This window comes from Vibrio sp. WZ-1 (assembly GCF_052037695.1).
Taxonomy (GTDB): Bacteria; Pseudomonadota; Gammaproteobacteria; order Enterobacterales; family Vibrionaceae; genus Vibrio.
In genome coordinates this window covers 1-24,420 of the sequence record NZ_JBQEQR010000043.1, presented here as the reverse complement: position 1 = coordinate 24,420, position 24,420 = coordinate 1, and the positions used below count along the sequence as shown (strand labels likewise).

The 24,420-nt window shown below is 47.0% G+C and carries 27 protein-coding genes; 19 read left to right on the top strand and 8 right to left on the bottom strand.

From position 1 onward, the window contains the following. Positions 1-81: 81 nt before the first annotated feature. The 5 genes from ACTS60_RS01845 (at position 82) to ACTS60_RS01825 (ending at position 5,912) form a co-directional block, all read left to right on the top strand. The gene (locus ACTS60_RS01845; protein ID WP_440886919.1) at positions 82-669 is read left to right on the top strand and encodes an aminodeoxychorismate/anthranilate synthase component II; all 588 of its coding nucleotides are present in this window, start codon (positions 82-84) and stop codon (positions 667-669) included. Between the two features lie 361 nt (positions 670-1,030). Continuing rightward, positions 1,031-2,242, top strand: coding sequence for an aspartate aminotransferase family protein (locus ACTS60_RS01840; protein ID WP_440886906.1), 1,212 nt, complete (start codon positions 1,031-1,033; stop codon positions 2,240-2,242). Positions 2,243-2,350: 108 nt separating this feature from the next. Continuing rightward, positions 2,351-3,370: an arginine N-succinyltransferase gene (gene astA, locus ACTS60_RS01835; protein ID WP_440886905.1), complete on the top strand. Its 1,020-nt coding sequence runs from the start codon at positions 2,351-2,353 to the stop codon at positions 3,368-3,370. A gap of 28 nt (positions 3,371-3,398) precedes the next feature. Continuing rightward, positions 3,399-4,856, top strand: a complete 1,458-nt coding sequence (astD, locus tag ACTS60_RS01830; protein WP_440886904.1) for a succinylglutamate-semialdehyde dehydrogenase — start codon at positions 3,399-3,401, stop codon at positions 4,854-4,856. A gap of 264 nt (positions 4,857-5,120) precedes the next feature. Continuing rightward, entirely contained in the window at positions 5,121-5,912 is a 792-nt protein-coding gene (locus ACTS60_RS01825) for a DUF1338 domain-containing protein (protein WP_440886903.1), read from the top strand. A 224-nt stretch (positions 5,913-6,136) separates the two neighbouring features. Here ACTS60_RS01825 and crp read toward each other — a convergent pair whose 3' ends face one another. The 6 genes from crp to ACTS60_RS01795 all read right to left on the bottom strand — a co-directional run bounded on the left by crp (position 6,137) and on the right by ACTS60_RS01795 (position 12,160). After that, the gene (gene crp / locus ACTS60_RS01820) at positions 6,137-6,769 is read right to left on the bottom strand and encodes a cAMP-activated global transcriptional regulator CRP (protein ID WP_005381432.1); all 633 of its coding nucleotides are present in this window, start codon (positions 6,767-6,769) and stop codon (positions 6,137-6,139) included. Between the two features lie 239 nt (positions 6,770-7,008). Beyond that, complete coding sequence (locus ACTS60_RS01815; protein ID WP_010443971.1) at positions 7,009-7,878, bottom strand: phosphoribulokinase; 870 nt, start codon at positions 7,876-7,878, stop codon at positions 7,009-7,011. Between the two features lie 127 nt (positions 7,879-8,005). Next, entirely contained in the window at positions 8,006-8,215 is a 210-nt protein-coding gene (locus ACTS60_RS01810) for a YheU family protein (RefSeq protein WP_440886902.1), read from the bottom strand. A 62-nt stretch (positions 8,216-8,277) separates the two neighbouring features. Beyond that, on the bottom strand, positions 8,278-9,285 hold the full coding sequence (locus ACTS60_RS01805) for a hydrolase (RefSeq protein ID WP_440886901.1): 1,008 nt from the start codon (positions 9,283-9,285) through the stop codon (positions 8,278-8,280). Positions 9,286-9,764: 479 nt separating this feature from the next. Further along, on the bottom strand, positions 9,765-10,244 hold the full coding sequence (locus tag ACTS60_RS01800) for a TIGR02444 family protein (protein WP_440886900.1): 480 nt from the start codon (positions 10,242-10,244) through the stop codon (positions 9,765-9,767). After that, positions 10,241-12,160, bottom strand: coding sequence for an ABC transporter ATP-binding protein (locus ACTS60_RS01795; protein ID WP_440886899.1), 1,920 nt, complete (start codon positions 12,158-12,160; stop codon positions 10,241-10,243). Before ACTS60_RS01795 ends, ACTS60_RS01800 begins: the two co-directional genes overlap by 4 nt. A gap of 167 nt (positions 12,161-12,327) precedes the next feature. Here ACTS60_RS01795 and kefG point away from each other — a divergent pair, with 167 nt between their 5' ends. From kefG to ACTS60_RS01770, 5 genes are all read left to right on the top strand, one after another. After that, positions 12,328-12,915, top strand: a complete 588-nt coding sequence (gene kefG / locus ACTS60_RS01790) for a glutathione-regulated potassium-efflux system ancillary protein KefG (RefSeq protein WP_440886898.1) — start codon at positions 12,328-12,330, stop codon at positions 12,913-12,915. Next, positions 12,899-14,695: a glutathione-regulated potassium-efflux system protein KefB gene (gene kefB / locus ACTS60_RS01785; RefSeq protein WP_143693026.1), complete on the top strand. Its 1,797-nt coding sequence runs from the start codon at positions 12,899-12,901 to the stop codon at positions 14,693-14,695. Before kefG ends, kefB begins: the two co-directional genes overlap by 17 nt. 35 nt (positions 14,696-14,730) lie before the next feature. Further along, entirely contained in the window at positions 14,731-14,931 is a 201-nt protein-coding gene (locus ACTS60_RS01780; RefSeq protein WP_010443959.1) for a YheV family putative zinc ribbon protein, read from the top strand. A gap of 88 nt (positions 14,932-15,019) precedes the next feature. After that, positions 15,020-15,595: a peptidylprolyl isomerase gene (slyD, locus tag ACTS60_RS01775; protein ID WP_050937729.1), complete on the top strand. Its 576-nt coding sequence runs from the start codon at positions 15,020-15,022 to the stop codon at positions 15,593-15,595. Between the two features lie 130 nt (positions 15,596-15,725). Further along, complete coding sequence (locus tag ACTS60_RS01770; RefSeq protein WP_138942292.1) at positions 15,726-16,667, top strand: isoaspartyl peptidase/L-asparaginase family protein; 942 nt, start codon at positions 15,726-15,728, stop codon at positions 16,665-16,667. Positions 16,668-16,745: 78 nt separating this feature from the next. On the opposite strand, the gene ACTS60_RS01765 is transcribed toward ACTS60_RS01770, so the two are convergent. Continuing rightward, positions 16,746-16,973, bottom strand: coding sequence for a SlyX family protein (locus ACTS60_RS01765; protein ID WP_005451463.1), 228 nt, complete (start codon positions 16,971-16,973; stop codon positions 16,746-16,748). Continuing rightward, positions 16,970-17,956, bottom strand: a complete 987-nt coding sequence (locus tag ACTS60_RS01760) for a WD40 repeat domain-containing protein (protein WP_138942298.1) — start codon at positions 17,954-17,956, stop codon at positions 16,970-16,972. The genes ACTS60_RS01765 and ACTS60_RS01760 overlap by 4 nt, the downstream gene beginning before the upstream one ends. A gap of 128 nt (positions 17,957-18,084) precedes the next feature. On the opposite strand from ACTS60_RS01760, the gene fkpA reads away from it, so the two are divergent. The 9 genes from fkpA to ACTS60_RS01715 form a co-directional block, all read left to right on the top strand. After that, on the top strand, positions 18,085-18,867 hold the full coding sequence (fkpA, locus tag ACTS60_RS01755; protein ID WP_010443954.1) for an FKBP-type peptidyl-prolyl cis-trans isomerase: 783 nt from the start codon (positions 18,085-18,087) through the stop codon (positions 18,865-18,867). 144 nt (positions 18,868-19,011) lie between these two features. Next, a complete protein-coding gene (locus ACTS60_RS01750; RefSeq protein ID WP_005438378.1) occupies positions 19,012-19,728 on the top strand; it encodes a helix-turn-helix transcriptional regulator in 717 nt (238 codons plus the stop codon). A 2-nt stretch (positions 19,729-19,730) separates the two neighbouring features. Next, entirely contained in the window at positions 19,731-20,126 is a 396-nt protein-coding gene (gene tusD, locus ACTS60_RS01745) for a sulfurtransferase complex subunit TusD (protein WP_440886897.1), read from the top strand. Then, complete coding sequence (tusC, locus tag ACTS60_RS01740) at positions 20,123-20,479, top strand: sulfurtransferase complex subunit TusC (protein WP_440886896.1); 357 nt, start codon at positions 20,123-20,125, stop codon at positions 20,477-20,479. The genes tusD and tusC overlap by 4 nt, the downstream gene beginning before the upstream one ends. A gap of 7 nt (positions 20,480-20,486) precedes the next feature. Next, the gene (tusB, locus tag ACTS60_RS01735; RefSeq protein WP_440886895.1) at positions 20,487-20,762 is read left to right on the top strand and encodes a sulfurtransferase complex subunit TusB; all 276 of its coding nucleotides are present in this window, start codon (positions 20,487-20,489) and stop codon (positions 20,760-20,762) included. A gap of 178 nt (positions 20,763-20,940) precedes the next feature. Continuing rightward, a complete protein-coding gene (rpsL, locus tag ACTS60_RS01730; protein ID WP_004399892.1) occupies positions 20,941-21,315 on the top strand; it encodes a 30S ribosomal protein S12 in 375 nt (124 codons plus the stop codon). A 100-nt stretch (positions 21,316-21,415) separates the two neighbouring features. Next, the gene (rpsG, locus tag ACTS60_RS01725) at positions 21,416-21,886 is read left to right on the top strand and encodes a 30S ribosomal protein S7 (RefSeq protein WP_005382796.1); all 471 of its coding nucleotides are present in this window, start codon (positions 21,416-21,418) and stop codon (positions 21,884-21,886) included. A 140-nt stretch (positions 21,887-22,026) separates the two neighbouring features. Beyond that, on the top strand, positions 22,027-24,126 hold the full coding sequence (gene fusA / locus ACTS60_RS01720; protein ID WP_440886894.1) for an elongation factor G: 2,100 nt from the start codon (positions 22,027-22,029) through the stop codon (positions 24,124-24,126). 152 nt (positions 24,127-24,278) lie between these two features. Further along, a partial coding sequence (locus tag ACTS60_RS01715; RefSeq protein WP_244662404.1) for a GTP-binding protein occupies positions 24,279-24,420 on the top strand: 142 nt, incomplete at its 3' end.

Genomic DNA, 24,420 nt, shown 5'->3' with positions numbered 1-24,420 from the left:
AAAATACCGCCCTTGATTGTCACGAACGTGGCGATTCACCACTTAAGCATTGCCAAAACGGATTGGAGCAACCGACCTTTTATGTTGTTGATCATCGATAACTACGATTCTTTTACCTACAACCTTTACCAATACTTTTGCGAACTTGGTGCAGACGTAAAGGTGGTACGTAACGATGAAATTGACATCCAAGGCATCGAGGCACTCAGCCCAACCCATTTGGTGATTTCTCCTGGACCATGTACTCCCAACGAAGCCGGTATCTCTCTACAAGCCATTGAACATTTTGCTGGTAAGTTGCCTATCTTAGGTGTTTGTCTTGGCCATCAGGCCATTGCTCAGGTGTTCGGTGGCAAGGTGGTTCGAGCACGACAAGTGATGCATGGTAAGACATCACCGATTCGTCACAACGGCCGCAGTGTGTTTAAAAACCTCAATAACCCACTGACGGTAACCCGCTACCACTCTCTCGTGGTGAAAAACGACACCTTGCCTGATGTGTTTGAATTGACTGCTTGGACTGAACTGCCTGATGGAACCATGGATGAAATCATGGGTTATCAGCATAAAACCCTACCAATCGACGCGGTACAGTTTCACCCTGAATCGATTAAGACAGAACAAGGTCACGAGCTACTTGCGAACTTTCTAGCGCGCGAAATGATCTGATCACGATCACTTTTCTTAACAAATTATTCATATTTTTCGCCTTGGAATGGGAATGCAAAACTATGCGTTCTACCAATTTGGTGAGGCCTATTCATTTTTTTTATTTCTTTCCGAACCTTGTCATGCATGGTTTTTATAAAAAATCGCTTCTCTATTTACGTTTCTTGATGCATAAATAATCATAGATAGTGAGTATTAGGTGTTGCGCAGGTATGCGAAAAGAATAAATCACTATTGAAATGGTTAATCAAATGTAAATACAATGCCGTAATAGCTTAAATGCAAAACATTATTTGCTGGCAAAGAGTGCCGGTTAAATTCGCTTATCTGCTAGGCATGCGGTATCAAGAAGGAATGTGCAATGACAACGGAAAACAAAGTAGAGCGCGGTTTATTCGATGAGGTAATGGTACCTTGCTATAACCCGATGGAAATGATCCCTGTAAAAGGTGAAGGTTCACGCATTTGGGATCAGGACGGAAATGAATACATCGACTTTGCTGGTGGTATTGCGGTGAGCTGTCTTGGTCATTGTCACCCAGTCATGGTGAACGCATTGACTGAGCAAGGTAACAAGCTTTGGCACCTAAGTAATGTTATGACTAACGAGCCAGCACTGCGACTGGCGAAGAAGCTAACAGAAGTCAGTTTTGCTGAGCGTGTGTTCTTTGCTAACTCTGGCGCAGAAGCAAACGAAGCGGCACTAAAACTGGCTCGTCGTTACGCGGCAGACGTTCATGGCACTGAGAAGTCGGAAATCATTGCATTCAAACAAGGTTTCCATGGTCGTACTTTCTTCACTGTAACGGTGGGCGGTCAAGCGGCTTACTCAGATGGTTTCGGTCCTAAGCCAGGCGATGTGACACATCTTCCTTACAATGATATCGAAGCGTTACAAGCACACATGTCGGATCGCACTTGTGCGGTAATGATGGAGCCTCTACAAGGTGAGGGCGGCATCATTCCACCAACACCTGAGTTCGCTCAAGCGGTTCGCGAGCTGTGTGACAAACACAATGCACTGCTGATCTTTGATGAAGTTCAAACCGGCAACGGTCGTACTGGTCACTTCTATGCATACCAAGGTCTAGGTATCACGCCAGACATTCTAAGCACAGCGAAATCACTGGGTGGTGGTTTCCCTATCGGTGCAATGCTAACGACGGCAAAACTGGCTGAGCACATGAAAGTGGGCACTCACGGTTCAACTTACGGTGGTAACCCACTAGCGTGTGCGGTTGCTGAAGCGGTCGTTAATGAAGTCACCAAGCCAGAAGTTTTAGCTGGTGTACTAGAGCGTGAAGCGATGTTCCGTGAAGGTCTGGATAAGATCAACGCGAAGTACAACATCTTCTCTGAAGTGCGCGGTAAAGGTCTACTGCTTGGTGCAGCACTGAATGAAGAGTGGCAAGGTCGTGCGCGTGACGTACTGGTTGCTGCAGGTAAACAAGGTCTCATGGTATTGGTTGCGGGTGCCAATGTCGTACGTTTCACACCATCACTCGTTATCACACAACAAGAAATCGAAGAAGGTTTGGCGAAGCTGGATAAAGCGATCGCAACGCTGGTTTAAGCGCGATTGCCGCTTATCGTCAACCTAGAAACCCCCATCAAGGATCTCTGATGGGGGCATTGTTCCTACAATATAGTTAGGATCTTCTTGCATCTGGAGGGAGTATTGATGCTAGTAGTTCGCCCTATCGCAATGTCGGATTATGACGCGCTGCACACCTGTGCGGTTGAGTCAGGTCATGGATTTACATCTCTACCGGTTAACGAAGAACTGTTAACCAATCGAATCAAACACTCAGAATACAGTTTTGGCAAACCTGACGTGAACGAAGCTGGTGATGAAGGCTACCTAATGGTGGGCTTTGAATCTGATACTGGTGAAGTGGCAGGTACCACAGGTATTGAAGCTTCAATCGGCTGGGATGTGCCTTTTTATTCTTACCACATCAGTAAAGTGGTGCACTCGTCACCAAAGCTTGGCGTAAATAACGTGGTTAAGCTGCTAACGTTTGGTAATAACTACACGGGTAACAGCGAAATCTGCACCTTGTTCCTACGTGAGAAATTCCGTGGTGGCTTGAATGGGCGTCTTATGTCCAAGTGTCGTTTCTTAATGATGGCAGAGCACCCAGAGCGTTTCTCGGAAACCATCTTTGCTGAAATGCGTGGCGTGTCAGATGAGAACGGTAACTCACCATTCTGGCAGTGGCTTCAAGAGCATTTCTTCTCTATCGATTTCACTCTGGCGGATTACCTAACGGGTATTGGCAAGAAAGGCTTTATCGCTGACTTGATGCCGAAGTTGCCAATCTACATCAACCTGTTGAGCCCTGAAGCACAAGCCGTGATTGGCCAAGTGCACGATAACACGCGTCCAGCATTGAAGCTGCTTGAGCGTGAAGGCTTTACCAACCGTGGCTACGTTGACATTTTCGATGGTGGTCCAACGGTGGAGTGTGACCTACGCAATATCGAATCGGTACGCCACTCATTCCGCGCGCAAGTCAAAATCTCGGAGCACACCAGCACAAAAGACTTCTTGATGTGTAACGCGTCATTCGAGAACTTCCGCGCTGCGGCAGCGAAAGCGGCGTATGACGCGGAAACGCAAAGCGTAGTGCTCGCACCAGAATTGGCGGATGCACTCTTGGTTGAGGAAGGGGACTTTGTTCGCCTTCTTCCGCAGTAACTGACGACAGAATTTAAGGATAGAAACAATGACACATTGGATTGCAGGTGAATGGGTACAAGGTCAGGGTGAAGCGTTTACGTCTCTGTCGCCGTACAACCAAGAAGTGGTCTGGCAAGGTAACGGCGCGACAGCTGAGCAGGTTAACCAAGCGGTGTCTGCTGCGCGTGAAGCATTCGTCGATTGGAAGAAGCGCCCATTTGCAGAACGTGAAGCGATCGTGTTGGCTTTTGCTGAAAAAGTAAAAGAGAACAGCGAAAAAATCGCTGAAGTGATTGCCAAAGAAACCGGCAAGCCGATTTGGGAAACACGCACTGAAGCGGCAGCGATGGCGGGTAAAATCGCGATCTCTATTCGTGCTTACCACGACCGTACTGGTGAAGCGACGCGTGAAGCAGCAGGCAACCAAATTGTATTGCGTCATCGCCCATTGGGTGTAATGGCGGTCTTCGGTCCTTACAACTTCCCGGGTCACTTACCAAATGGTCACATCGTGCCAGCACTACTGGCAGGTAACACCGTGGTCTTCAAACCGTCTGAGCAAACGCCATGGACGGGTGAGTTAGCCATGAAGTTGTGGGAAGAAGTGGGTCTGCCGAAAGGCGTAATTAACCTAGTCCAAGGTGCGAAAGAAACCGGTATTGCGCTCGCTGATGCGAAAGGCATTGATGGCGTACTGTTCACCGGTAGTGCGAACACAGGTCATGTTCTGCATCGTCAATTTGCTGGTCAGCCGGGCAAGATGCTGGCGCTTGAAATGGGTGGCAACAACCCGATGGTTATCTCGGATAACTACGGCGACCTAGACGCAACGGTTTACACCATCATCCAATCTGCCTTCATCAGTGCAGGACAACGTTGTACCTGTGCTCGTCGTCTGTACATTCCATTTGGCGACAAGGGTGATGCAGTCATTACTAAGCTGGTGGAAGCGACGCGCAATATTCGCGTAGACCAACCATTTGCAGAGCCTGCACCATTTATGGGACCGCAAATTTCGGTTGCGGCAGCCAAGTTCATTCTCGATGCGCAAGCGAACTTGCAAGTACTTGGTGGTGAAAGTTTGATCGAAGCAAAAGCTGGCGAAGCGGCGTTTGTTTCTCCAGGCATCATCGATGTGACGAACATTGCTGAGTTGCCAGATGAAGAGTACTTCGGTCCACTTCTGCAAGTTGTACGCTACCAAGGGCTAGAGAAAGCGGTAGAACTGGCGAACGATACGCGCTTTGGTCTATCGGCAGGTCTGGTTTCAACCGACGACCAAGAGTGGGAATACTTCGTTGACCACATTCGTGCCGGCATCGTGAACCGCAACCGTCAGTTGACGGGCGCAAGTGGTGATGCGCCATTTGGTGGGCCGGGTGCGTCGGGTAACCTACGTCCAAGTGCTTACTACGCAGCAGACTACTGTGCGTACCCAATGGCATCAATGGAAGGGCAAGAGACGGTCTTGCCTGAAACATTGAGCCCGGGTGTAAGCCTGTAATAGAGAAATACGAAGCGGTGACAAAGTATCGCTGCTTCTCTCTGCCAGAGCTATTTACCAAGTTAGGATTTCGGTAAGCGCGCTGGCAAACGCCAAAGGCGAGCTCAAGACTCTCCAGAGCGTGTTGACTGACTGGCACTTATGCCGCACATACCGTCACAGGTTGATGACTGCTCGTTCGTGATTCTGGACAGCTTTAGGGCTGTGAACGAGTGGTCAACTTCCTCTTACCCCTAACTCTACATTTCATAACAAGGAGTCGTTATGACGCCCGATGTGTTATTTGAATCGCTATGGCAAGACTACATTCAACGTCTTTGTCCTTCTGCTGCTAAAGTTCATCAACTTCTTCAAGAAGATGAGCCTCTGATTAATGACCATATTGCGTTACGTACGTTTAATGTCGCTCCCCTAGGCATTGAAACGCTGGCGAAGCCATTCTTGGCAGTGGGTTATAAAGCCTGTGGTGATTACGTATTTGAAAGCAAAAAGCTGGTGGCAAAACATTTTGAGCACCCAGATCCGAAGCAGCCAAAAGTCTTCATCAGTGAATTGAAAGTGGATGAGTGCTCAGCAGAGCTACAAGCCATCGTTCATAAACTGGTAGAGCAGGTTGATGCTTCTAAACTGACAAACAGCGACTTCTTGTACGGCGGTCGTTTATGGGATCTCAGCTATGCTGATTTCCAAACCTTGGCGAAAGAGAGTGAGTACGCTTCGTGGCTTGCTGCGCACGGTTACGGAGCTAACCACTTCACAGTGAGTGTGAATCAGCTCAACCAGCATCAAGAAGTAAAGCAAGTAAACGACCATCTACGTACAGCAGGCTTCACCATCAATGAAAATGGCGGCGAAGTAAAAGGCACGCCAGAGGTGCTACTAGAGCAATCATCGACCATGGCAGACAAAGTGCCAGTGACCTTTACTGAAGGCGTTGAGGTGATTCCAGGGGGCTTCTACGAGTTTGCTAAGCGCTACTCAATGGATAACGGTGAGTTGTACCCAGGATTTGTAGCGGCATCAGCAGATAAGATTTTCGAAAGCACCAACGGTTAATAGATACGAGAACGGGCTATGACCTATGGGGGCGGGAACGCTTTGCTGGGGGAGGTTTTAACTCTCGGAATCTGAGAGGGCTGTATCTCTAAGGACGAAGTCCGCTCTCGGAACGCAGCGATCCCGACTCTCGATTCTTTGTTTTCCGTTCCCGATTCCCACAAAAGAAAAAGCCACCAAACTTTCATTTGGTGGCTTTTAAATTTTTTAAACGTTAATCGAGATTAACGAGTTCCGTAAACAACGATAGTTTTACCGTGCGCAGAAATTAGGTTCTGCTCTTCTAGCATCTTCAAGATACGACCTACTGTCTCACGAGAACAGCCAACGATTTGACCGATTTCTTGACGAGTGATCTTGATTTGCATGCCGTCTGGGTGCGTCATCGCATCTGGCTGTTTAGCAAGGTTCAGAAGAGTCTGAGCGATACGACCAGTTACGTCTAGGAACGCTAGGTCACCCACTTTTTGGCTAGTAACTTGTAGACGACGAGCCATTTGCGCAGAAAGGCGCATTAGGATGTCTGGGTTAACTTGGATAAGTTGACGGAATTTCTTGAAAGAAATCTCTGCCACTTCACAAGGAGATTTAGCGCGAACCCAAGCTGTACGCTCTTGGTCTTCTTCGAATAGACCAAGCTCACCAATGAAGTCGCCTTGGTTTAGGTAAGAAAGGATCATTTCCTTACCTTCTTCGTCTTTGATAAGAACCGCAACAGAACCTTTAACGATGTAGTACAAAGTCTCTGCTTTTTCGCCCGCGTGAATTAGCGTGCTTTTTGATGGGTACTTATGAATATGACAGTGTGAAAGAAACCACTCTAATGTTGGGTCGGTTTGAGGTTTACCTAGAACCATAATATCTCACTTCCTCTGCAGGGTACGCTTGCGCTATCCATATTTTAGCTAAGCCTGAATTGGCTTACTAGAATAAGAGCACTTTTTATATGCTGCAAGCTCTCTTGTGTTTCGGTTAGAAATAGTATCCTTTTTCGGAAACGATTTCTTGATTTTAATCGTGCCATGATTGAGATTTTGTAAGCAAAACTGTGCACATGATCACGGTATGAAAAGTAAACACCTTATTGAAAGGGCTTTTAGCCAATTTTCCCAGTTTCGATCAACTGCTGTAAGATTGGTCTGACGATGAGCTCCATAGCAAAACTCATCTTACCGCCCGGCACCACAATGGTGTTATGACGAGACATGAATGAGCCATCAATCATAGCCAGGAGGTATGGAAAGTCGACATTCTTGATGCCACGTAGGCGGATAACGACGAAGCTTTCATCCAAACTTGGGATGCCTTTGGCGTTAAGTGGGTTGGAAGTATCGACGGTTGGCACACGCTGAAAGTTGATATGAGTCCGCGAGAATTGCGGGGTAATGTAGTTGAGGTAATCGTCCATCGAGCGCACGATCGAATCCATTACCGCCTCTCGGGAGTGGCCTCTGTCGCGAGTGTCGCGAACGAACTTTTGAATCCATTCCAGGTTCACAATGGGTACCATGCCAATCAGAAAGTCCACATGGCGAGCCACGTTGACGTCACCATCGACAACACCACCGTGTAAACCTTCATAGAACAGTACGTTGCTGTCTTCTGGTAAGTCTTGCCATGGTGTGAAGGTGCCTGGCATTTGATTGTAGGGGACGGCCTCATCGAAGGTATGCAGATAGCGACGCACGCTGCCGGTCCCTTCTTCACCATACTTTCGGAAGAATTCTTCTAACCCTGGGAAGTCATTTGCTTGCGGACCAAAGTAGCTGATGTGTCTACCTTGCTCGCGAGCCTTACGGATCTCGACATCCATCTCCGGGCGAGTAAAGCGGTGGAAGCTATCTCCTTCAACCCATGCAGGTTTAACGTTCATCATATTGAACATCTTACGGAAGGCTTCTGAGGTCGTGGTGGTGCCAGCTCCGGAGGAGCCAGTAACCGCGATGATTGGGTGTTTAGCTGACATGACAAACCTTGTCGAAAATTACTTACCTGTAAAGTGCAACACGTGGATGCTGCACGGTCGATAACCCACTATAGCACGTAACAAGCCCGTGTCATCGAGTGGGATACGGTAAAATGTGAGGGCCTTATTATTTTGCTTTGAGTTGAATATCAACCGTTTCATGGAGCTCGGAGAAGACAATCGTTGCATCCCCTTTCTCTAACTGAGTTCTAACTTGGTCGATTTTATCTTGTAGTGACACTTCTACCGCACCGTAATCTGTCCCTTCACGCAGCACAAATTCTCGGATCAAGTTTTCTAATGTTTCTGGCGCAATGTCTTGCCATGGAATGATCATAAATACCTCAAACGTTTATGATGATGGTGTGCTACCTGCCTTGGTTGACACTTGTGAATAGTTTACTGTGTTTGTTGTTTGGATACAGTAGAAAGGTACTCAGCGGCGATACTTTCGTAATAAGCTGGCAGAGCTTCCTCTAACCAAAACTTTGGCTTGAGCGCAGTACCTGTGAGAAAGCCGACATGGCCACCATTTTCATAAAGGCGGTAATCAATGTTGTCCGGTAAAACAAACTTCGGAATCACGGCTTCGGTCATAAACGGATCATCTTTAGCGTGGATGATCAGTGTTGGTAGGCTGATCTGTTGCAGTTTGCTCAAACCTGAACATTGATCGTAGTAGTCTTGTGCATCTTTGAATCCGTGCAGAGGTGCGGTGACAAGATCATCGAACTCATACAGACGAGTAACACGTTTGATCGAGCGGTAAGACAGTGCAAGCTCTCCTTGTATCAAATCGTGCTTTTGCAGCGCATTACGTTTAAGTGAAGAGAGTAAATAGCGTTTGTAGACCTTGGAAAAACCTTGCTCTATTCGGTTTGCACATGCGGACAAATCCAGCGGGGCAGAAACGATTGTCGCAGCACTTAAGATGGGGTCGTCTTTGTACTGAGCCAAGTAGTTCGCCAACATGTTACCACCGAGCGAAATGCCGACCGCAACTTTAGGGTTGTTAGGGAACTGCTGATTGAGTTGTTCAAGAAAGAAACGAGCATCCGTCACTTCACCGGAGTGATAGGCGCGGGCTTTTTTGTTTGGCTTACCGCTGCAGCCACGAAAGTGCATCATCACCGATAACCACCCCGACTTGGCAAAGGCATTCATTAAGCCGTTGGCGTAAGGGCTATAAAAGCATCCTTCAAGGCCATGGAACAGAACAAAAATGGGTTTATTACGGGCAATATCGGTGTCTTGTTGTTCTGACCACGCTAAGTCTAGAAAATCGTCATCAGGGGTATCAAGAGTTTGCCACACAGGGGTAAACAACGCTTTTTTACGAATAAAGCGCGGCAAAAGCGTTTGAAGGTGTGGGTTTTTAATTCCAGCTGCTGCGAAAAATTGGGTCATACTTAGTACCAATCAATTTAAGTATTATTGTTATTCACGCCACTTTGGTCTCTGTGCTTACGCGAATACGGTTTGATGGTGGTTTGTCATGAGCTAAGCAGAGATATCGCACAATCCTTACCGCTAATCTGAGAGATTGGTTCTGCTTAGATCTTCAATGCCAACAAACGCATAACCAAGTGACTTCAAGATGCAGGGTTCAGAGCATTGTCATTGATTCGAGGTCAAGGAAAGCAACGCAGCGTAATAGCCAGCTCTTTCCAAGTTGTTTGACGCAGAAATCGGGTCAATGACACGCTCCCGAAGGGCGAGCTGCCTTGGCTTGTATACTTTGTTGTCGATTCTTGATTTAGAGTGACTAGATCTTTAAATCTCCGCCGCGTCTACAAACCAAGTCATTCTCGCTGAATCAAGCATCTCGAGGTTACTTGGGTATATACTCTTATTTATATAAGTCTAAGTATAGATTTATTATAGATTTATGGATGATGAATATTCGGAACTGGAAGCGAAAATGCTTGTTGAAGGTGTTCTGCGCCCAGCTTTCGACAGTATCTTAATGTTAGTGGTTCACTGTCATTTGTCACTAGTATGAGTGAATTAATGCAGTCAACCAGATCAGACTGTTGTTGCTTTTCAAGCTGTAACTCAAACTGTAATGCCTCACGATAAAGTGCATCATTTACTTGAAGTTTGAGGTGTCGTCGTAGTTCGCGATAGGAGTGGAGTAATGTTTCGCTGCGGATTAGGCAGTCTTGAACAAGAGGCCAATCTTGCTCTTGAAAGATGAACTGCTGCTCATCGAGCCATCTGAGCAGCAGCAGTAGATTCACATTGCCGTGATAGTTATTTTGCAACGACAAGCACGCTTCTTTCACTTCTCGTACACCATAAAATTGCAGACTGAACTGCCAAAGGTGTTCAAGGGTTAAGGTGTATTCAGCGTGCTCTGTTGTCATTGATTAAACTCTAGTTCCATCTGCTCGAGGGTTTCTTGAGCAGACATCCATTCCATCTCTACATCTTCAAGCTCTGCTTTGCTAGAAGCTTGAAGGGCCAATACTTCATTAAGTTTAGCTTTGTTTTCGGCTTCATACAGAGAGTTATCCGATAACTGTTCTTCTGTTTTCGCCAGTGCTTCGCCTAACTTATCCATTTTGTTTTCTAACTGTGTCAGCGTTTTGCGAATTGGAGCGGTCTGTTTACGAAACTCTGCTTCACGTCGCTTTTGCTCTTTTTTCGCTGCAGCACTATTCGCTGTGTCTTTCTCAGGTTGTGCCGCTTGCGCTTCTTTACGTTCAGCCCTTTGTTGTTCAGTCAGCCACTTATAGTAATCGTTGAGGTCACCATCGAATGGTGCCACTTGACGGTCGTGTACTAGGTACAAGTCATCCGTTGTTGCTCGCAGTAGGTAACGGTCGTGCGAAACAATCACCATTGCACCTTCAAAGGTCTGTAGTGCCATGGTTAATGCTTGGCGCATGTCCAAGTCTAGGTGGTTGGTTGGTTCGTCGAGTAGCAATAGGTTAGGTTTTTGCCAGACCACTAATGCCAATACCAAACGTGCTTTTTCACCACCAGAAAACGGAGCGACTTTCTCTAGCGCTTTATCGCCTTGGAAGCCAAAGCTACCTAAGTAATCACGTAGTTGTTGCTCAGTCTGGTCTGGAGCGATTTGCATCATGTGCTGTAGTGGTGTTTCTTCTGGATGCAGCGTTTCTAATTGGTGCTGAGCGAAGTAACCGATCTTCACACCTTGCGAGTAAGTCAGATCGCCACCTTGCGCTTTTAGCTCACCAGACAACAGTTTGATCAAGGTTGATTTACCTGCACCGTTACGGCCAAGTAGACCAATGCGACTGCCCGGGACAAGGTTAAGGCGGATCTTCTCTAGGATCAGGTTGTCACCGTAGCCTGCCGATACTTCATCCATCATCATGATTGGGTTTGGCAGTGCTGCTGGTTCGCGGAACTGGAAGCTAAATGGGTTATCGAACTGCGCTGGCAGCACTTTTTCCATACGCTCCAGAGCTTTAATTCGGCTTTGTGCTTGGCGAGCTTTCGATGCTTTGTAACGGAAGCGGTCGATGTAGCTTTGCATGTGCGACATCTGTTTCTGTTGCTTCTCGAACATCGCTTGTTGCAGCACCATTTTTTGTGCGCGTTGGTTTTCGAATGACGAGTAGTTACCCGTGTATTCATTCAGCTGTTGATTTTCGATGTGAATGATACGACCAACGATTGGGTCTAAGAAGTCACGGTCGTGCGAGATAAGAATCAGTGTGCCTGGGTAGTTTTGTAACCAGCGCTCTAACCACATGACCGCGTCCAAATCCAAGTGGTTGGTTGGCTCATCGAGTAGCAGTAGATCTGAGCGGCACAATAGGGCTTGAGCCAAGTTAAGGCGCATACGCCAGCCACCCGAGAATTGAGTCAGGTTCCAGCTCATTTGCTCTTGGCTAAAGCCGAGGCCGTCGAGTAACTCTGCCGCACGAGCGCGAATGCTGTAACCACCAATGGTTTCAATCTTGCCGTGGATCTCTGCAACCAGCGTACCGTTGTCTTTCTTTTCAGCAATGGCTAACTGCTGTTCCAAACCACGAAACTCGCGATCACCATCAATGACGTATTCAATGGCACTGCGATCAAGAGCCGGGGTTTCTTGTGCTACCCATGCTAGTTCCCAGTGCTGAGGTTGACTGAATGAGCCTGCATCAATCGTCAGTTCATCTTTCAGTAGCGCGAATAGGGTCGATTTACCACAGCCGTTCTTACCAACCAGACCCACTTTATCGCCTGGGTGAATGGTTGCGGATGCTTGGTCTAAAAGAGGTTTACCGCCACGCAGTAACTGAATATCAGAAAAGGTAATCATAGGGTTTTAATTCACTTTGCGCCGCGCGCGTTTCTTGGTCATTTATCTCGCGGTGAATAGTAGGGCTATTGGCAGGAAAAGTCGATCTCTGCGCTTTAATTGCATTATGCTATACAAAAACGTATAACAATTTGATAACGGATAAAAATAACGACAAGGACGACTATTTGGCTGTTGCAGCGTCTATGCCCCCACGAGTTTTGGTGATTTATGCTCATCCAGAGCCACAAAATTCCATTGCCAATCAAGTGATGATAAAAAAAATCCAATCACTTGATCATGTCACTGTGCACGATCTTTATGGCGCGTACCCTGATTTCTTTATTGATGTGAACTACGAACACGACTTGCTGATGGCGCATGATGTGATCGTTTTTCATCATCCTCTCTATATGTATTCCTGTCCCGCACTGTTGAAAGAGTGGATGGATCGTGTGTTGGGCAAAGGCTTTGCGTTTGGTGATGGTAGCGCATTAGCGGGTAAGTACTGGCGCAGTGTGATCACTACTGGCGGTAAAGAGGATGCGTTCAGCCCGATGGGGTACAACAAATACCCGTTGGAACAAATCCTCCAGCCGTTCGAACTGACCGCCGCTTTGTGTCAGATGCATTGGATTGAGCCTTTAGTGCTGTACTGGTCGCGCAATGTGTCGGATATCGAACGTTATCAGCATGCTGAACAATATCGTCAATGGCTGAACAATCCCCTGAGAGAGTGGGATGAGCAAGGAGGTCTACATGGCGATAACCAGTGAGTTTTTGCAAAGCAGTGTGGTATTTCTTTCTGCAGCTGTTATTGCGGTACCGATTGCCCAGCGACTTGGTCTGGGCTCTGTGCTTGGTTACCTGATTGCCGGCGTTCTAATTGGTCCTTGGGGGCTGGGGTTGATCAGTGATGTGGACGCGATTCTCCACTTCGCCGAACTCGGGGTGGTGTTGCTGCTGTTCTTAATTGGTTTGGAACTGAACCCTAAAAAGTTATGGCAGATGCGCGGACCTATCCTCGGTCTGGGTGGCGCTCAAGTTATTGTCACCACGGCGGTGATCGGCAGCATCGTCAGCCTATTTGGTTTGAGTATGCAAGTGAGCTTAGTGATCGGCATGGGCTTGGCACTCTCGTCCACGGCGATTGCACTAAAAGTGATAGAAGAGCAGGGGCAAGCTGGCACGGAAACCGGACAGTCGGGTTTTGCAGTGCTGCTGTTCCAAGATATTGCCGTCATCCCGATGCTTGCCATGTTGCCCTTACTCGCTGGTGGTCAAAGCGGTGGTGATTGGTTAGATGCTATTTGGGTGCTGGCGAGCGTTGCAGCACTGCTGGTTGGTGGTCACTTTTTGCTGCGTCCTCTGTTCCGTTTTGTGGTGATGAGTGGTGTGCGTGAACTCTTCACCGTTGCCGCCCTCCTAGTCGTACTTGGCATTTCTGTTGCGATGCAAAAGCTGGGGCTTTCGATGGCGCTCGGTACTTTCTTAGCGGGTGTGCTGCTGGCAGAAAGTGAATACCGTCATGAACTAGAAATTGCGATTGAACCGTTTAAAGGTCTGCTGCTTGGCTTGTTCTTTATTGCAGTGGGTATGGCAGTGAATCTTGGTTTATTAGCCTTGCAACCGTTCGCGATTCTTGGTGCCGTGATTGCTCTCGTGGTGGTCAAAGGTTTGGTGCTGTATGTCTTAGCTCGCACCGCTCGAGTCCGTGCTAAGTCGCGCAGTCGTATGGCGGCGATTTTGAGCCAAGGTGGTGAGTTTGCGTTTGTGATTTTCACCGCGGCAAGCCAAGAAGGTATCTTAACCAAAGAGCAAGTTGCCTTTTTGTTGGTGGTGGTGAGTTTGTCGATGGTGACTACGCCGCTGTTGCTCATGGGGCAGAAGAAGTGGTTTGCTCACACGCTTAACCAAGAAGAGGAGAGCGTGACGACCAATGTGGTGGATCGTCGACCACGAGTGATCATCGCTGGCTTTGGTCGTTTTGGTCAGATTGTCGGCCGCTTGATGTACGCCAATAAGATCAAGGTAACGGTATTAGAAAGTGACGCGAGCCAAATTCACTTGCTGCGTAAATACGGCTATAAGGTGTTTTATGGTGATGCGACTCAGATTGATTTGTTACGTGCCGCGGGGGCTGATAAAGCGGAAGCCTTGGTGATCTGTACGGATTCACCTGATGAGGTGATGGCGATTGTCGACATTTGCCGTGCACATTTCCCGAAATTGAAGATCCTTGCCCGTGCCCGCAGCCGTGTGGAAGCGTATCAGTTGATGAACCATGGCGTGCAAAATTACTCGCGAGAAACCTTTTTGGGCGCACTAGATCTAGGTCGCCAAGCGCTCGTAGAATTGGGTATGCACCCGTATCAAGCAAAGCGGGCAGAAGCACATTTTCGCAAGCTAGATAATGCTATGCTCAAAGACTTATTGCCTCAGCATAATGAAGATAAAGAGCTCGCTCAACGCTCGAAAGAAGCCCGTAAAGAACTAGAAGAAATCTTTGGTCGTGAAATGGAAAGTGACCAACAGTCGCCGAATCATTGGAAGTAGTATCCGCACAGTATCTAGCGGGAAAAGGAACAAAAGTGAAAGCCAAGAAACGTTTTATCGCGGGTGCAAGCTGCCCACAATGCAGCCAACAAGATACCCTACGCTGGTGGATTGAGAACAACATCGAACTGGTTGAGTGTGTCGACTGCGATTATACCGAGCAGCGTAAACCGCAATCTGTAGAAAAAAATAAACACTCGGAACAAGAAATGATCGGGATTTTTAAGCCTGAATAATTGAACTTCGTTAATTGATCCCCATAATACTACCATCTCGGTACTTAACCCCATTCTGGTTAGGTCAATTAATCTCCCTGGAGTTAGTATGAAAATTGAAAAGAACGTTGTTGCAAGCCTTGCATACAAAGTAATGTTGGAAGACGGTGTTGTTGTTGATCAATCAACTTCTGAAGCACCTCTTGATTACCTACACGGTCACAACAACCTAATCACTGGTCTTGAGAAAGAACTAGAAGGTAAAGTAGCTGGCGACAAGTTCTCTGTAACAGTAGCTCCTGATGATGCTTACGGTGAGCACAACGATGCACTAGTGCAACGTGTTCCTGCTGATGTATTCCAAGGTGTTGACCAAATCGAAGTTGGTATGCGTTTCCTAGCAGATACTGACCAAGGTCCAATCCCTGTAGAAGTAACTGAAGTAGACGGCGACGAAGTTGTTGTAGACGGCAACCACATGCTAGCTGGTCAAACTCTAACTTTCGAAGTTGAAGTTATGGCTACTCGTGAAGCGACTGCTGAAGAGATCGAACACGGTCACATCCACCAAGGTGGTGGCTGTTGTGGCGGTCACGACCACGATCACGAAGGCGGCTGCTGCGGTGGCGAAGAAAAAGCTGACGACCACGAATGTTGTGGCGGCGGCGGTTGCGGTTCTCACTAATCGCACGCTCTTCACTAGATAACGCTATCTAGCAAAGTTTTAAAAAGCGCAAGTTGAGGTTTCAACTTGCGCTTTTTGTTTATCTGGGGTGTAGTGCAAATCATACAAGGAATAACGGTTGAACAAAGCGATGACGAAACCTTTCTCGATTGCCATTCATGGCGGTGCAGGCACTATCTTGCGTGAACAGATGAGTGACGAACTGCAACAATCCATCTTGGCGGATTTAGAAACAGCGGTAAAAGCGGGACATCAAATACTAGCAACAGGCGGTGAAGCCATAGATGCGGTTGTCGCAGCAGTGAAAGTGCTGGAAGATTCTCCTAACTTTAATGCCGGTAAAGGCTCGGTGCTGACCCATAACGAGATGGTCGAAATGGACGCCTCTGTGATGGATGGTCGACACCAAGCAGCAGGGGCAGTCGCTGGTGTGCGTCATATCCGAAACCCCATTGAACTCGCTCGTGACGTAATGCGAAACAGTAACCATGTGTTGCTGGTCGGTGAAGGGGCAGAGAAGTTTGCTTTTGAACAAGGTCATCAGTACACCGAGCAGGATTACTTCTTTACCGATCGCCGCTATGAGCAGCTGTTGTCTATGCGTGAAAAAGGATTATTTGCGCTTTCAGAATCTCGCTACCCAGATGATCGCAAACACGGTACGGTTGGTGCAGTGGCATTAGATCAACAAGGTAACTTAGCCGCTGCAACCAGCACTGGTGGCGTGACCAATAAGAAATATGGTCGAGTAGGAGATTCCGCGCTGATAGGTTGCGGTACGGTGGCAGAGAATGGCGTTGTTGCGGTTTCCACTACGGGTGTCGGTGAGTTCTTTATTCGTAAACGTGTTGCGGAAGACGTTGCAGCACGTATGCGTTATTTGCAAGAAGACGTACACATGGCGTGCGAACACATTATTCAGGGTGATTTAAAAGCAATGGGCGGCGAAGGTGGCTTGATTGCAATTGATGCTAAAGGTGAGCTGCATTTTGCGATGAACAGTTCTGGTATGTACCGAGCTGGCATCAATACGCAAGGCGAGCTGAGCGTTAAAATCTACGCAGACGAGTAGCGTTCGCTTCTTAAAGACAACAAAGCCCAGCTAAGAGTCTGGGCTTTGTGTTATTTACTGCACTGGGATTCGGATGAATCAGTAATGCGGTGGTGGGGTTTCTTCTGACGGATCGGCTAAATTCGACGAGTCCATATTTTTCACTTTACCTACCACATATTTCATCTGATCGAGCATCTTGGTAATTTGCAGTTGCTGCTGCGACAAGGCGCCGTTCAGATCTTCAATAGTCTGTTCTTGGAACGCAAGCTGACATTCTAAGTCATTAATGCGTGCTTCCAATTGCTGAATGATTTTATCTGTCATGATCCGTTCTCTAGCTGCCAAGCTTGGGCAATGCCCGCAGAAGTGGCAGTAATTACACGTTGCTTGGAATCAAAGGCTGCATCATACACGACCGCACGGGGAGGGCGAGTATCTTTTTTCGGCTCAACTTCAAATCCATCGACGCGTTTACCGGTTTTAGTGTTCCACACCATCACTCGACCGGAAGGGGTGCCTGTGACGAGCAAGTTACCGTCATCAGAGAAACGTGCCGTTGAGAAGATCAACTGGCGAGACCAACTGCTGAGTTGTGTCACTTCTTCACCCGTCTCTAAATCCCAGATAATGGCTTGATTGCCACCGTCTGACGTCATTGCCAGCTTACCATCTCGTTGAAGCGCGACTCTGACCACGCGTTGGTCGTGCTCAAAGGTGCGTAGTACCAAGCCGCTTTCTGTATCCCAAAGGTAAGCTTTGTAGTCATTTCCACCTGTGAGGGCGAAACGACCATTGGGGGAAATGGCGACTGAATTGACTTTTTCTTGATGTGCAAGGAACTCTAGCCGACGACCAGTGACTAAGTTGACATGAATTGCTTTACCGTTGGACAGGCCAAGTAATACCTGTTCACCGTTACTGGTGATATCAACGTCTCGAATCAGCGCGTCATCGATAGACCACAGCCCTTCGGCTTGGGTCCATCCGAGATCCCATACGGCGAAGTTCATTTGGCTTGCAGTAACTGCATAACGGCCATTGTCTGAAATTCGAATGTGGGAGACCACGTTGGCGGCTTGATCGAGTTCACCCAGCTTTGCGAGTTGTTTGTTTTGCTCCAAATCCCACAGTACCAGTTGGTGCTCTTTGGAGTACAGCAGCGCAAATCGACCATCTCGACTGAGCGCAAAGCTGGTGGAACCTTGTGGTTCGAGTGACCAACGTTGAACATCGCGATCGGAAAAAAAGCATCCACTTAACGTGGTGATGACAATTAAATATAGGAATAAATGAGAAATTCTTTGCATCACATCTAATAATCCAGTTTGTGTCTTGAGACATATAGCTAGTATATTGGTATAACGATTGTCTTCACTAGTCTCATAGAAGATTTGTGCACAACAACCAATGGCGCAGCCATTATTTGGAGAATTTAATGAAATCAGTTTTAAAAGTGTCGCTACTTGCTGCAACAGTAATGCTAGCGGTAGGTTGTCAAAAAGAAGAAACAAAACCAGAAGCAGCACCTCAAGCAGAACAAGTTCAGGCAGAAACTGGTAAAGCTGTTCACTTTAAAACAGACGACGATAAAGCGGCATACGCGATTGGTGTTTCATTTGCTAACTACCTAAGCGCTAGTATCGAAAAACCAAGCGAAATTGGTATCGACCTAAACAAGGACCTAGTTCTTAAAGGTATCGAAGACGTATTTAAAGGTAACGCAGCACTAAACGAAGAAGAAACTCGTGCAGCTCTAGAATCTCTAGACAAGCGTGTTGCTGAAACGATGCAAAAGCAAGCAGCTGAGAAAGCGGCTGAAGCGAAAAAAGCTGGCGATGACTTCCGCGCTGAGTTTGAGAAGCAAGAAGGCGTAGTTAAGACAGATTCAGGTCTTCTGTACCAAGTGATTACTCCAGCTGAAGGCGAGCAACCAAAAGATACTGATACGGTTCAAGTACATTACAAAGGTACTCTGATTGACGGTACACAGTTTGACAGCTCTTACGATCGTGGCGAACCTGCAACATTCCCACTAAACCGCGTAATCCCAGGCTGGACTGAAGGTGTTCAACTAATGCCAGTGGGTTCTAAGTTCAAATTCGTTATCCCGCCAGAGCTTGCATACGGTGATCAAGACACACCAAGCATCCCTGCTAACTCAACGCTAGTATTCGAAGTTGAACTGCTAAAAATTGAGAACGACAACGCTGCTCAATAATTGGCATCAGTGATAACTCGATGAAAAAAGGCCCGTTTTACGGGTCTTTTTTGTTCTAGGTCACTAGTTGATGAGTTTGCTAGGTTGCCTTTCAAATTTTCTGATAAACTTACACCAATTTGTTGATTTTTCGCTCGAAGGCTTATGACAACTACAGAAACAATAAATGCGGAAATGTTGCTCGAAATGGAATCTGTCAACGTGATGCCATTTACCGAGCACGATAAAATCATCTTGAGATCTTACGAAGCGGTCGTAGACGGCATTGCCAGCCTGATCGGTCCATTTTGTGAGATCGTTCTTCACTCGCTAGAAGACCTCAATACCTCTGCAATCAAAATCGCTAACGGTGAAAACACTGGTCGTCAGGTAGGGTCTCCTATCACTGACTTAGCACTTAAGATGCTGAAAGACATCGAAGGCTCTGAGCGTAACTTCTCACGTTCGTACTTCACCCGCGCAAAAGGCGGCGTACTAATGAAGTCGATCACCGTGGCGATTCGTAACGGTGAAAACCGCGTGATTGGTCTGCTTTGTATCAACGTCAACCTCGATGCACCTTTCTCTCAAGTTTTGCAATCTTTCATGCCAACACAAGAGGCGAAAGAAGCTGCGTCATCCGTTAACTTCGCAAGTGACGTTGAAGAGCTGGTAGACCAAACGGTTGAACGCACGATTGAAGAGATCAACGCCGATAAATCGGTATCGAACAATACCAAGAATCGTCAGATCGTTATGGAGCTGTACGACAAAGGTATCTTCGATATTAAAGACGCGATCAACCGAGTGGCAGATCGTCTGAACATCTCTAAGCATACCGTTTACCTTTACATTCGTCAGCGTAAGACTGAGGACGAGTAAGCGTGAGTGGTTTAACCTACACGTTGATGGTGAATGGCCCGGTTTATGGCAGTCAATCGGCGCGCAGTGCATATCAATTCGCACAAGCGCTCATTGAACAAGGACATACTCTGGTGAGTGTATTCTTTTACCAAGATGGCGTCACCAATGGTACGGCTCTGAGTGTGCCTGCAAACGATGAATTCGACCTGACGAAAGCGTGGCAATCACTCGCACACCAGCATGATGTGCGTCTTGAAACCTGCGTAGCGGCAGCTTTGCGTCGCGGTATCATTAGCGAAGATGAAGCTAACCAGCATGGTCTTGAACAAAACAATCTTGCGCAAGGGTTTGAACAAGCGGGCTTGGGTAGCTTGGCCGAAGCCATGTTAACTCAAGATAGAGTGGTGCAGTTTTGAGCCAGTTAACTTACCTATTTCGTAGCGCACCTCATGGTAGCACTGCTGGTCGTGAAGGTGTGGATGCACTGCTAGCGGCGTCTGCTTACTGTGAAGACATCACGGTACTGTTTTTTGGTGATGGTGTTTATCAACTGCTACTTGGCCAAGATCCAAGTGGTATCTTGAGTAAAGATTACGCGCCAATGTTGAAGCTATTCGACTTGTACGACATTGAACAGGTGTTTGTCTGTGCTGATTCACTCGCAGAGCGTGGTTTAGCACAAGCCGATTTAGTCATTGATGCTCAAATGCTAAGCTCAGAGCAAATCAAAGACAAACTGCAGCAAGCTGGCAAGCTGCTATCATTCTGAGGTAGTCATGTTACATATCATCAAATCTGTAGCAGCATTAGACGATGCTATGGCACTGTACAGTGAACAAGATGACGTTTTGCTGGTGGAAGACGCAGTGTATGCGGCTAACCCTCAGCATAAGGCATTTAGCAAAGTAAAAGGCCCATCAGTATTTGCCCTACAAAGCGATATTGAAGCGCGAGGGATGAGTAATCGCATCAGTCCTTCTATCGAGGTCGTTAACTATGCTGGCTTTGTTAAACTCTCCGCAAAGCAGGCCAAATCTCTTACCTGGGACTAACCCCTTTCTAGTGTCGATTGAGCTTTACGGACGAATTACCTTAATTGAACAAAAAAGATCCGTATATTTCTTGACACACCTCTCACTGCTGCATAGAATTTTGCGTCCCTAACTGCCAACCGCTGTTAGGGATAGATTTTTCACAAAGCTTACTTTCAAGTAAATCAGGAGCTAGTTAATGGCAACTATTAACCAGTTGGTACGTAAGCCACGTGCAAAGCAAGTTGTTAAAAGCAACGTGCCTGCACTAGAAGCGTGCCCACAAAAACGTGGTGTATGTACTCGTGTTTACACAACTACACCTAAAAAACCTAACTCAGCACTTCGTAAAGTTTGTCGTGTACGTCTGACAAACGGCTTCGAAGTTACATCGTACATCGGCGGTGAAGGTCACAACCTTCAAGAGCACAGTGTTGTACTAATCCGTGGCGGTCGTGTAAAAGACCTTCCGGGTGTACGTTACCACACTGTTCGCGGTGCACTTGACTGTGCTGGCGTTAACGACCGTAAACAAGGTCGTTCTAAGTACGGTGTGAAGCGTCCTAAGTCTTAATGGATTCCGTTAAGTAAGGCCAAACACTAAATTATTTTTAATTTTTTGAAAAAACTGAAAAGTTTTGGATAAAACCTGAAGAAGACAACGGAGAAAATCCATGCCACGTCGTCGCGTCATTGGTCAGCGTAAGATCCTTCCAGATCCAAAGTTCAAATCTGAACTGCTGGCAAAATTCGTTAACATCCTAATGGTTGACGGTAAAAAATCTACTGCAGAGAAAATTGTTTACACTGCACTAGATGCTATGGCTGAAAAGTCTGGTAAAGACCACTTAGCTATTTTTGAAGAAGCTCTTGAAAATGTTCGCCCAGCGGTAGAAGTTAAATCTCGCCGTGTAGGTGGTTCAACTTACCAAGTACCTGTAGAAGTACGTCCGGTTCGCCGTAACGCACTTGCTATGCGTTGGTTGGTTGAAGCTGCGCGTAAGCGTGGTGAAAAATCTATGGCTCAACGCCTAGCTGCTGAAATGCTAGACGCGTCTGAGAACAAAGGTACTGCGGTTAAGAAACGTGAAGACGTTCACCGCATGGCTGACGCAAACAAAGCGTTCGCTCATTACCGTTGGTAATACCTTTTCAGTGCTGCAAGGTTCCTTGCAGCACTTCTTTAGTTCCTATGCCTATGCTAGGAACTATTGCTATATCTAGGGGATAGCTTTTTTAGACATAGCAATAGTCCCTAACTCTCTAAGTATAAGAGGATTCAATCGTGGCTCGCAAAACTCCTATTGAGCGCTACCGTAATATCGGTATCTGTGCTCACGTAGATGCAGGTAAAACAACCACTACTGAACGTATTTTGTTCTACACTGGTCTGTCTCATAAAATCGGTGAAGTTCACGATGGCGCAGCAACCATGGACTGGATGGAGCAGGAGCAGGAACGTGGTATTACTATCACTTCAGCTGCAACTACTACTTTCTGGCGTGGTATGGAAGCACAATTCCAAGAGCACCGCGTAAACATCATTGATACTCCTGGACACGTTGACTTTACTATCGAAGTAGAACGTTCTTTACGTGTACTTGATGGTGCAGTAGTTGTGTTCTGTGGCTCATCTGGTGTTGAACCTCAATCTGAAACTGTGTGGCGTCAAGCTGACAAGTACCACGTTCCACGTATGGTATTTGTAAACAAGATGGACCGTGCAGGTGCAGACTTCCTACGTGTTGTGGACCAAATTAAAAACCGTCTTGGCGCGAATCCTGTTCCAATCCAGCTAAACGTTGGTGCGGAAGAAGATTTCCGAGGTGTTATCGACCTTATCAAGATGAAAATGATCAACTGGAATGAAGCCGACCAAGGCATGTCGTTTACATACGACGAGATTCCAGCAGACATGCAAGAGCTTGCTGAAGAGTGGCGCAACAACCTTGTTGAAGCGGCAGCGGAAGCAACTGAAGAGCTAATGGACAAGTACCTTGAAGAAGGTGAGTTGTCTGAAGCTGAGATCAAACAAGCTCTACGTACTCGTACACTAAACAACGAAATCGTACTAGCTACTTGTGGTAGTGCGTTCAAAAACAAAGGTGTTCAAGCCGTACTAGACGCAGTGATCGAATTCTTGCCGTCACCAATCGACGTACCTGCAATCAAGGGTATCGACGAGAAAGAGAACGAAGTTGAACGTCATGCAGACGACAATGAACCGTTCTCAGCTCTAGCATTTAAGATCGCGACTGACCCATTCGTGGGTACACTAACTTTCATGCGCGTTTACTCAGGTGTTGTGAATTCAGGTGATGCTGTTTACAACTCAGTAAAAGACAAGAAAGAGCGTTTCGGTCGTATCGTTCAGATGCATGCGAACAAGCGTGAAGAAGTAAAAGAAGTTCGCGCTGGTGATATCGCAGCTGCTATCGGTCTGAAAGACGTGACAACAGGTGACACGCTATGTGACCAGAACCACAAAGTGGTTCTAGAGCGCATGGAGTTCCCTGAGCCTGTAATTCAGATCGCTGTAGAACCTCGTTCTAAAGCAGACCAAGAGAAAATGGGTATCGCGCTAGGTAAACTGGCTGCGGAAGACCCATCATTCCGCGTAGAAACGGATGACGAAACAGGTCAGACTCTGATCTCTGGTATGGGTGAGCTTCACCTAGATATCATCGTTGACCGTATGAAGCGTGAATTCAGCGTTGACTGTAACGTTGGTAAACCTCAGGTTGCTTACCGTGAAACCATTCGTGGTTCTGCGGAAGTAGAAGGCAAGTTCGTTCGTCAATCTGGCGGTCGTGGTCAATACGGTCACGTATGGATCAAACTTGAACCTTCAGAACCTGGTGCAGGTTTCGTATTCGTAGACGAGATCGTGGGTGGTGTGGTTCCTAAGGAATACATCAGTTCGGTAGCGAAAGGTATCGAAGAGCAAATGAATAGTGGTGTTCTAGCGGGTTACCCTGTTCTAGATATTAAAGCTACACTATTCGATGGCTCTTACCACGATGTTGACTCAAGCGAGATGGCGTTCAAGATCGCTGGCTCGATGGCATTCAAGAAAGGTTCATTAGAAGCACAACCTGTGATTCTAGAACCAATGATGAATGTCGAAGTAACTACTCCGGAAGACTGGATGGGTGACGTTGTTGGTGACCTAAACCGTCGTCGCGGTATGATCGAAGGTATGGATGAAGGTGTGGCTGGTCTTAAGATCATTCGTGCTCAAGTTCCACTATCTGAGATGTTTGGTTACGCAACCGACCTACGTTCTGCAACTCAAGGCCGTGCTTCTTACTCTATGGAGTTTAATGAGTACGCTGAAGTGCCGAAGACTTTTGCAGAAGCCATCATGGCTGAGCGTGGTTACTAATTGACGATTGAACCACAAAAAGTTTACGACTTTTTGCGATATCAAGCCGTCGAAATATTGCGCTAACGGACGTTGGCGCATAAAATAACAATTTCTGGCGCGTCGAGATCAATAATGATCCCGGCGAATCATAACTAGGAAGGAACACGATTGTGTCTAAAGAAAAATTTGAACGTGTAAAACCGCACGTAAACGTTGGTACTATCGGCCACGTTGACCACGGTAAAACAACTCTAACTGCAGCTATCTGTACAACACTTGCTAAAGTATACGGCGGTGCTGCTCGTGACTTCG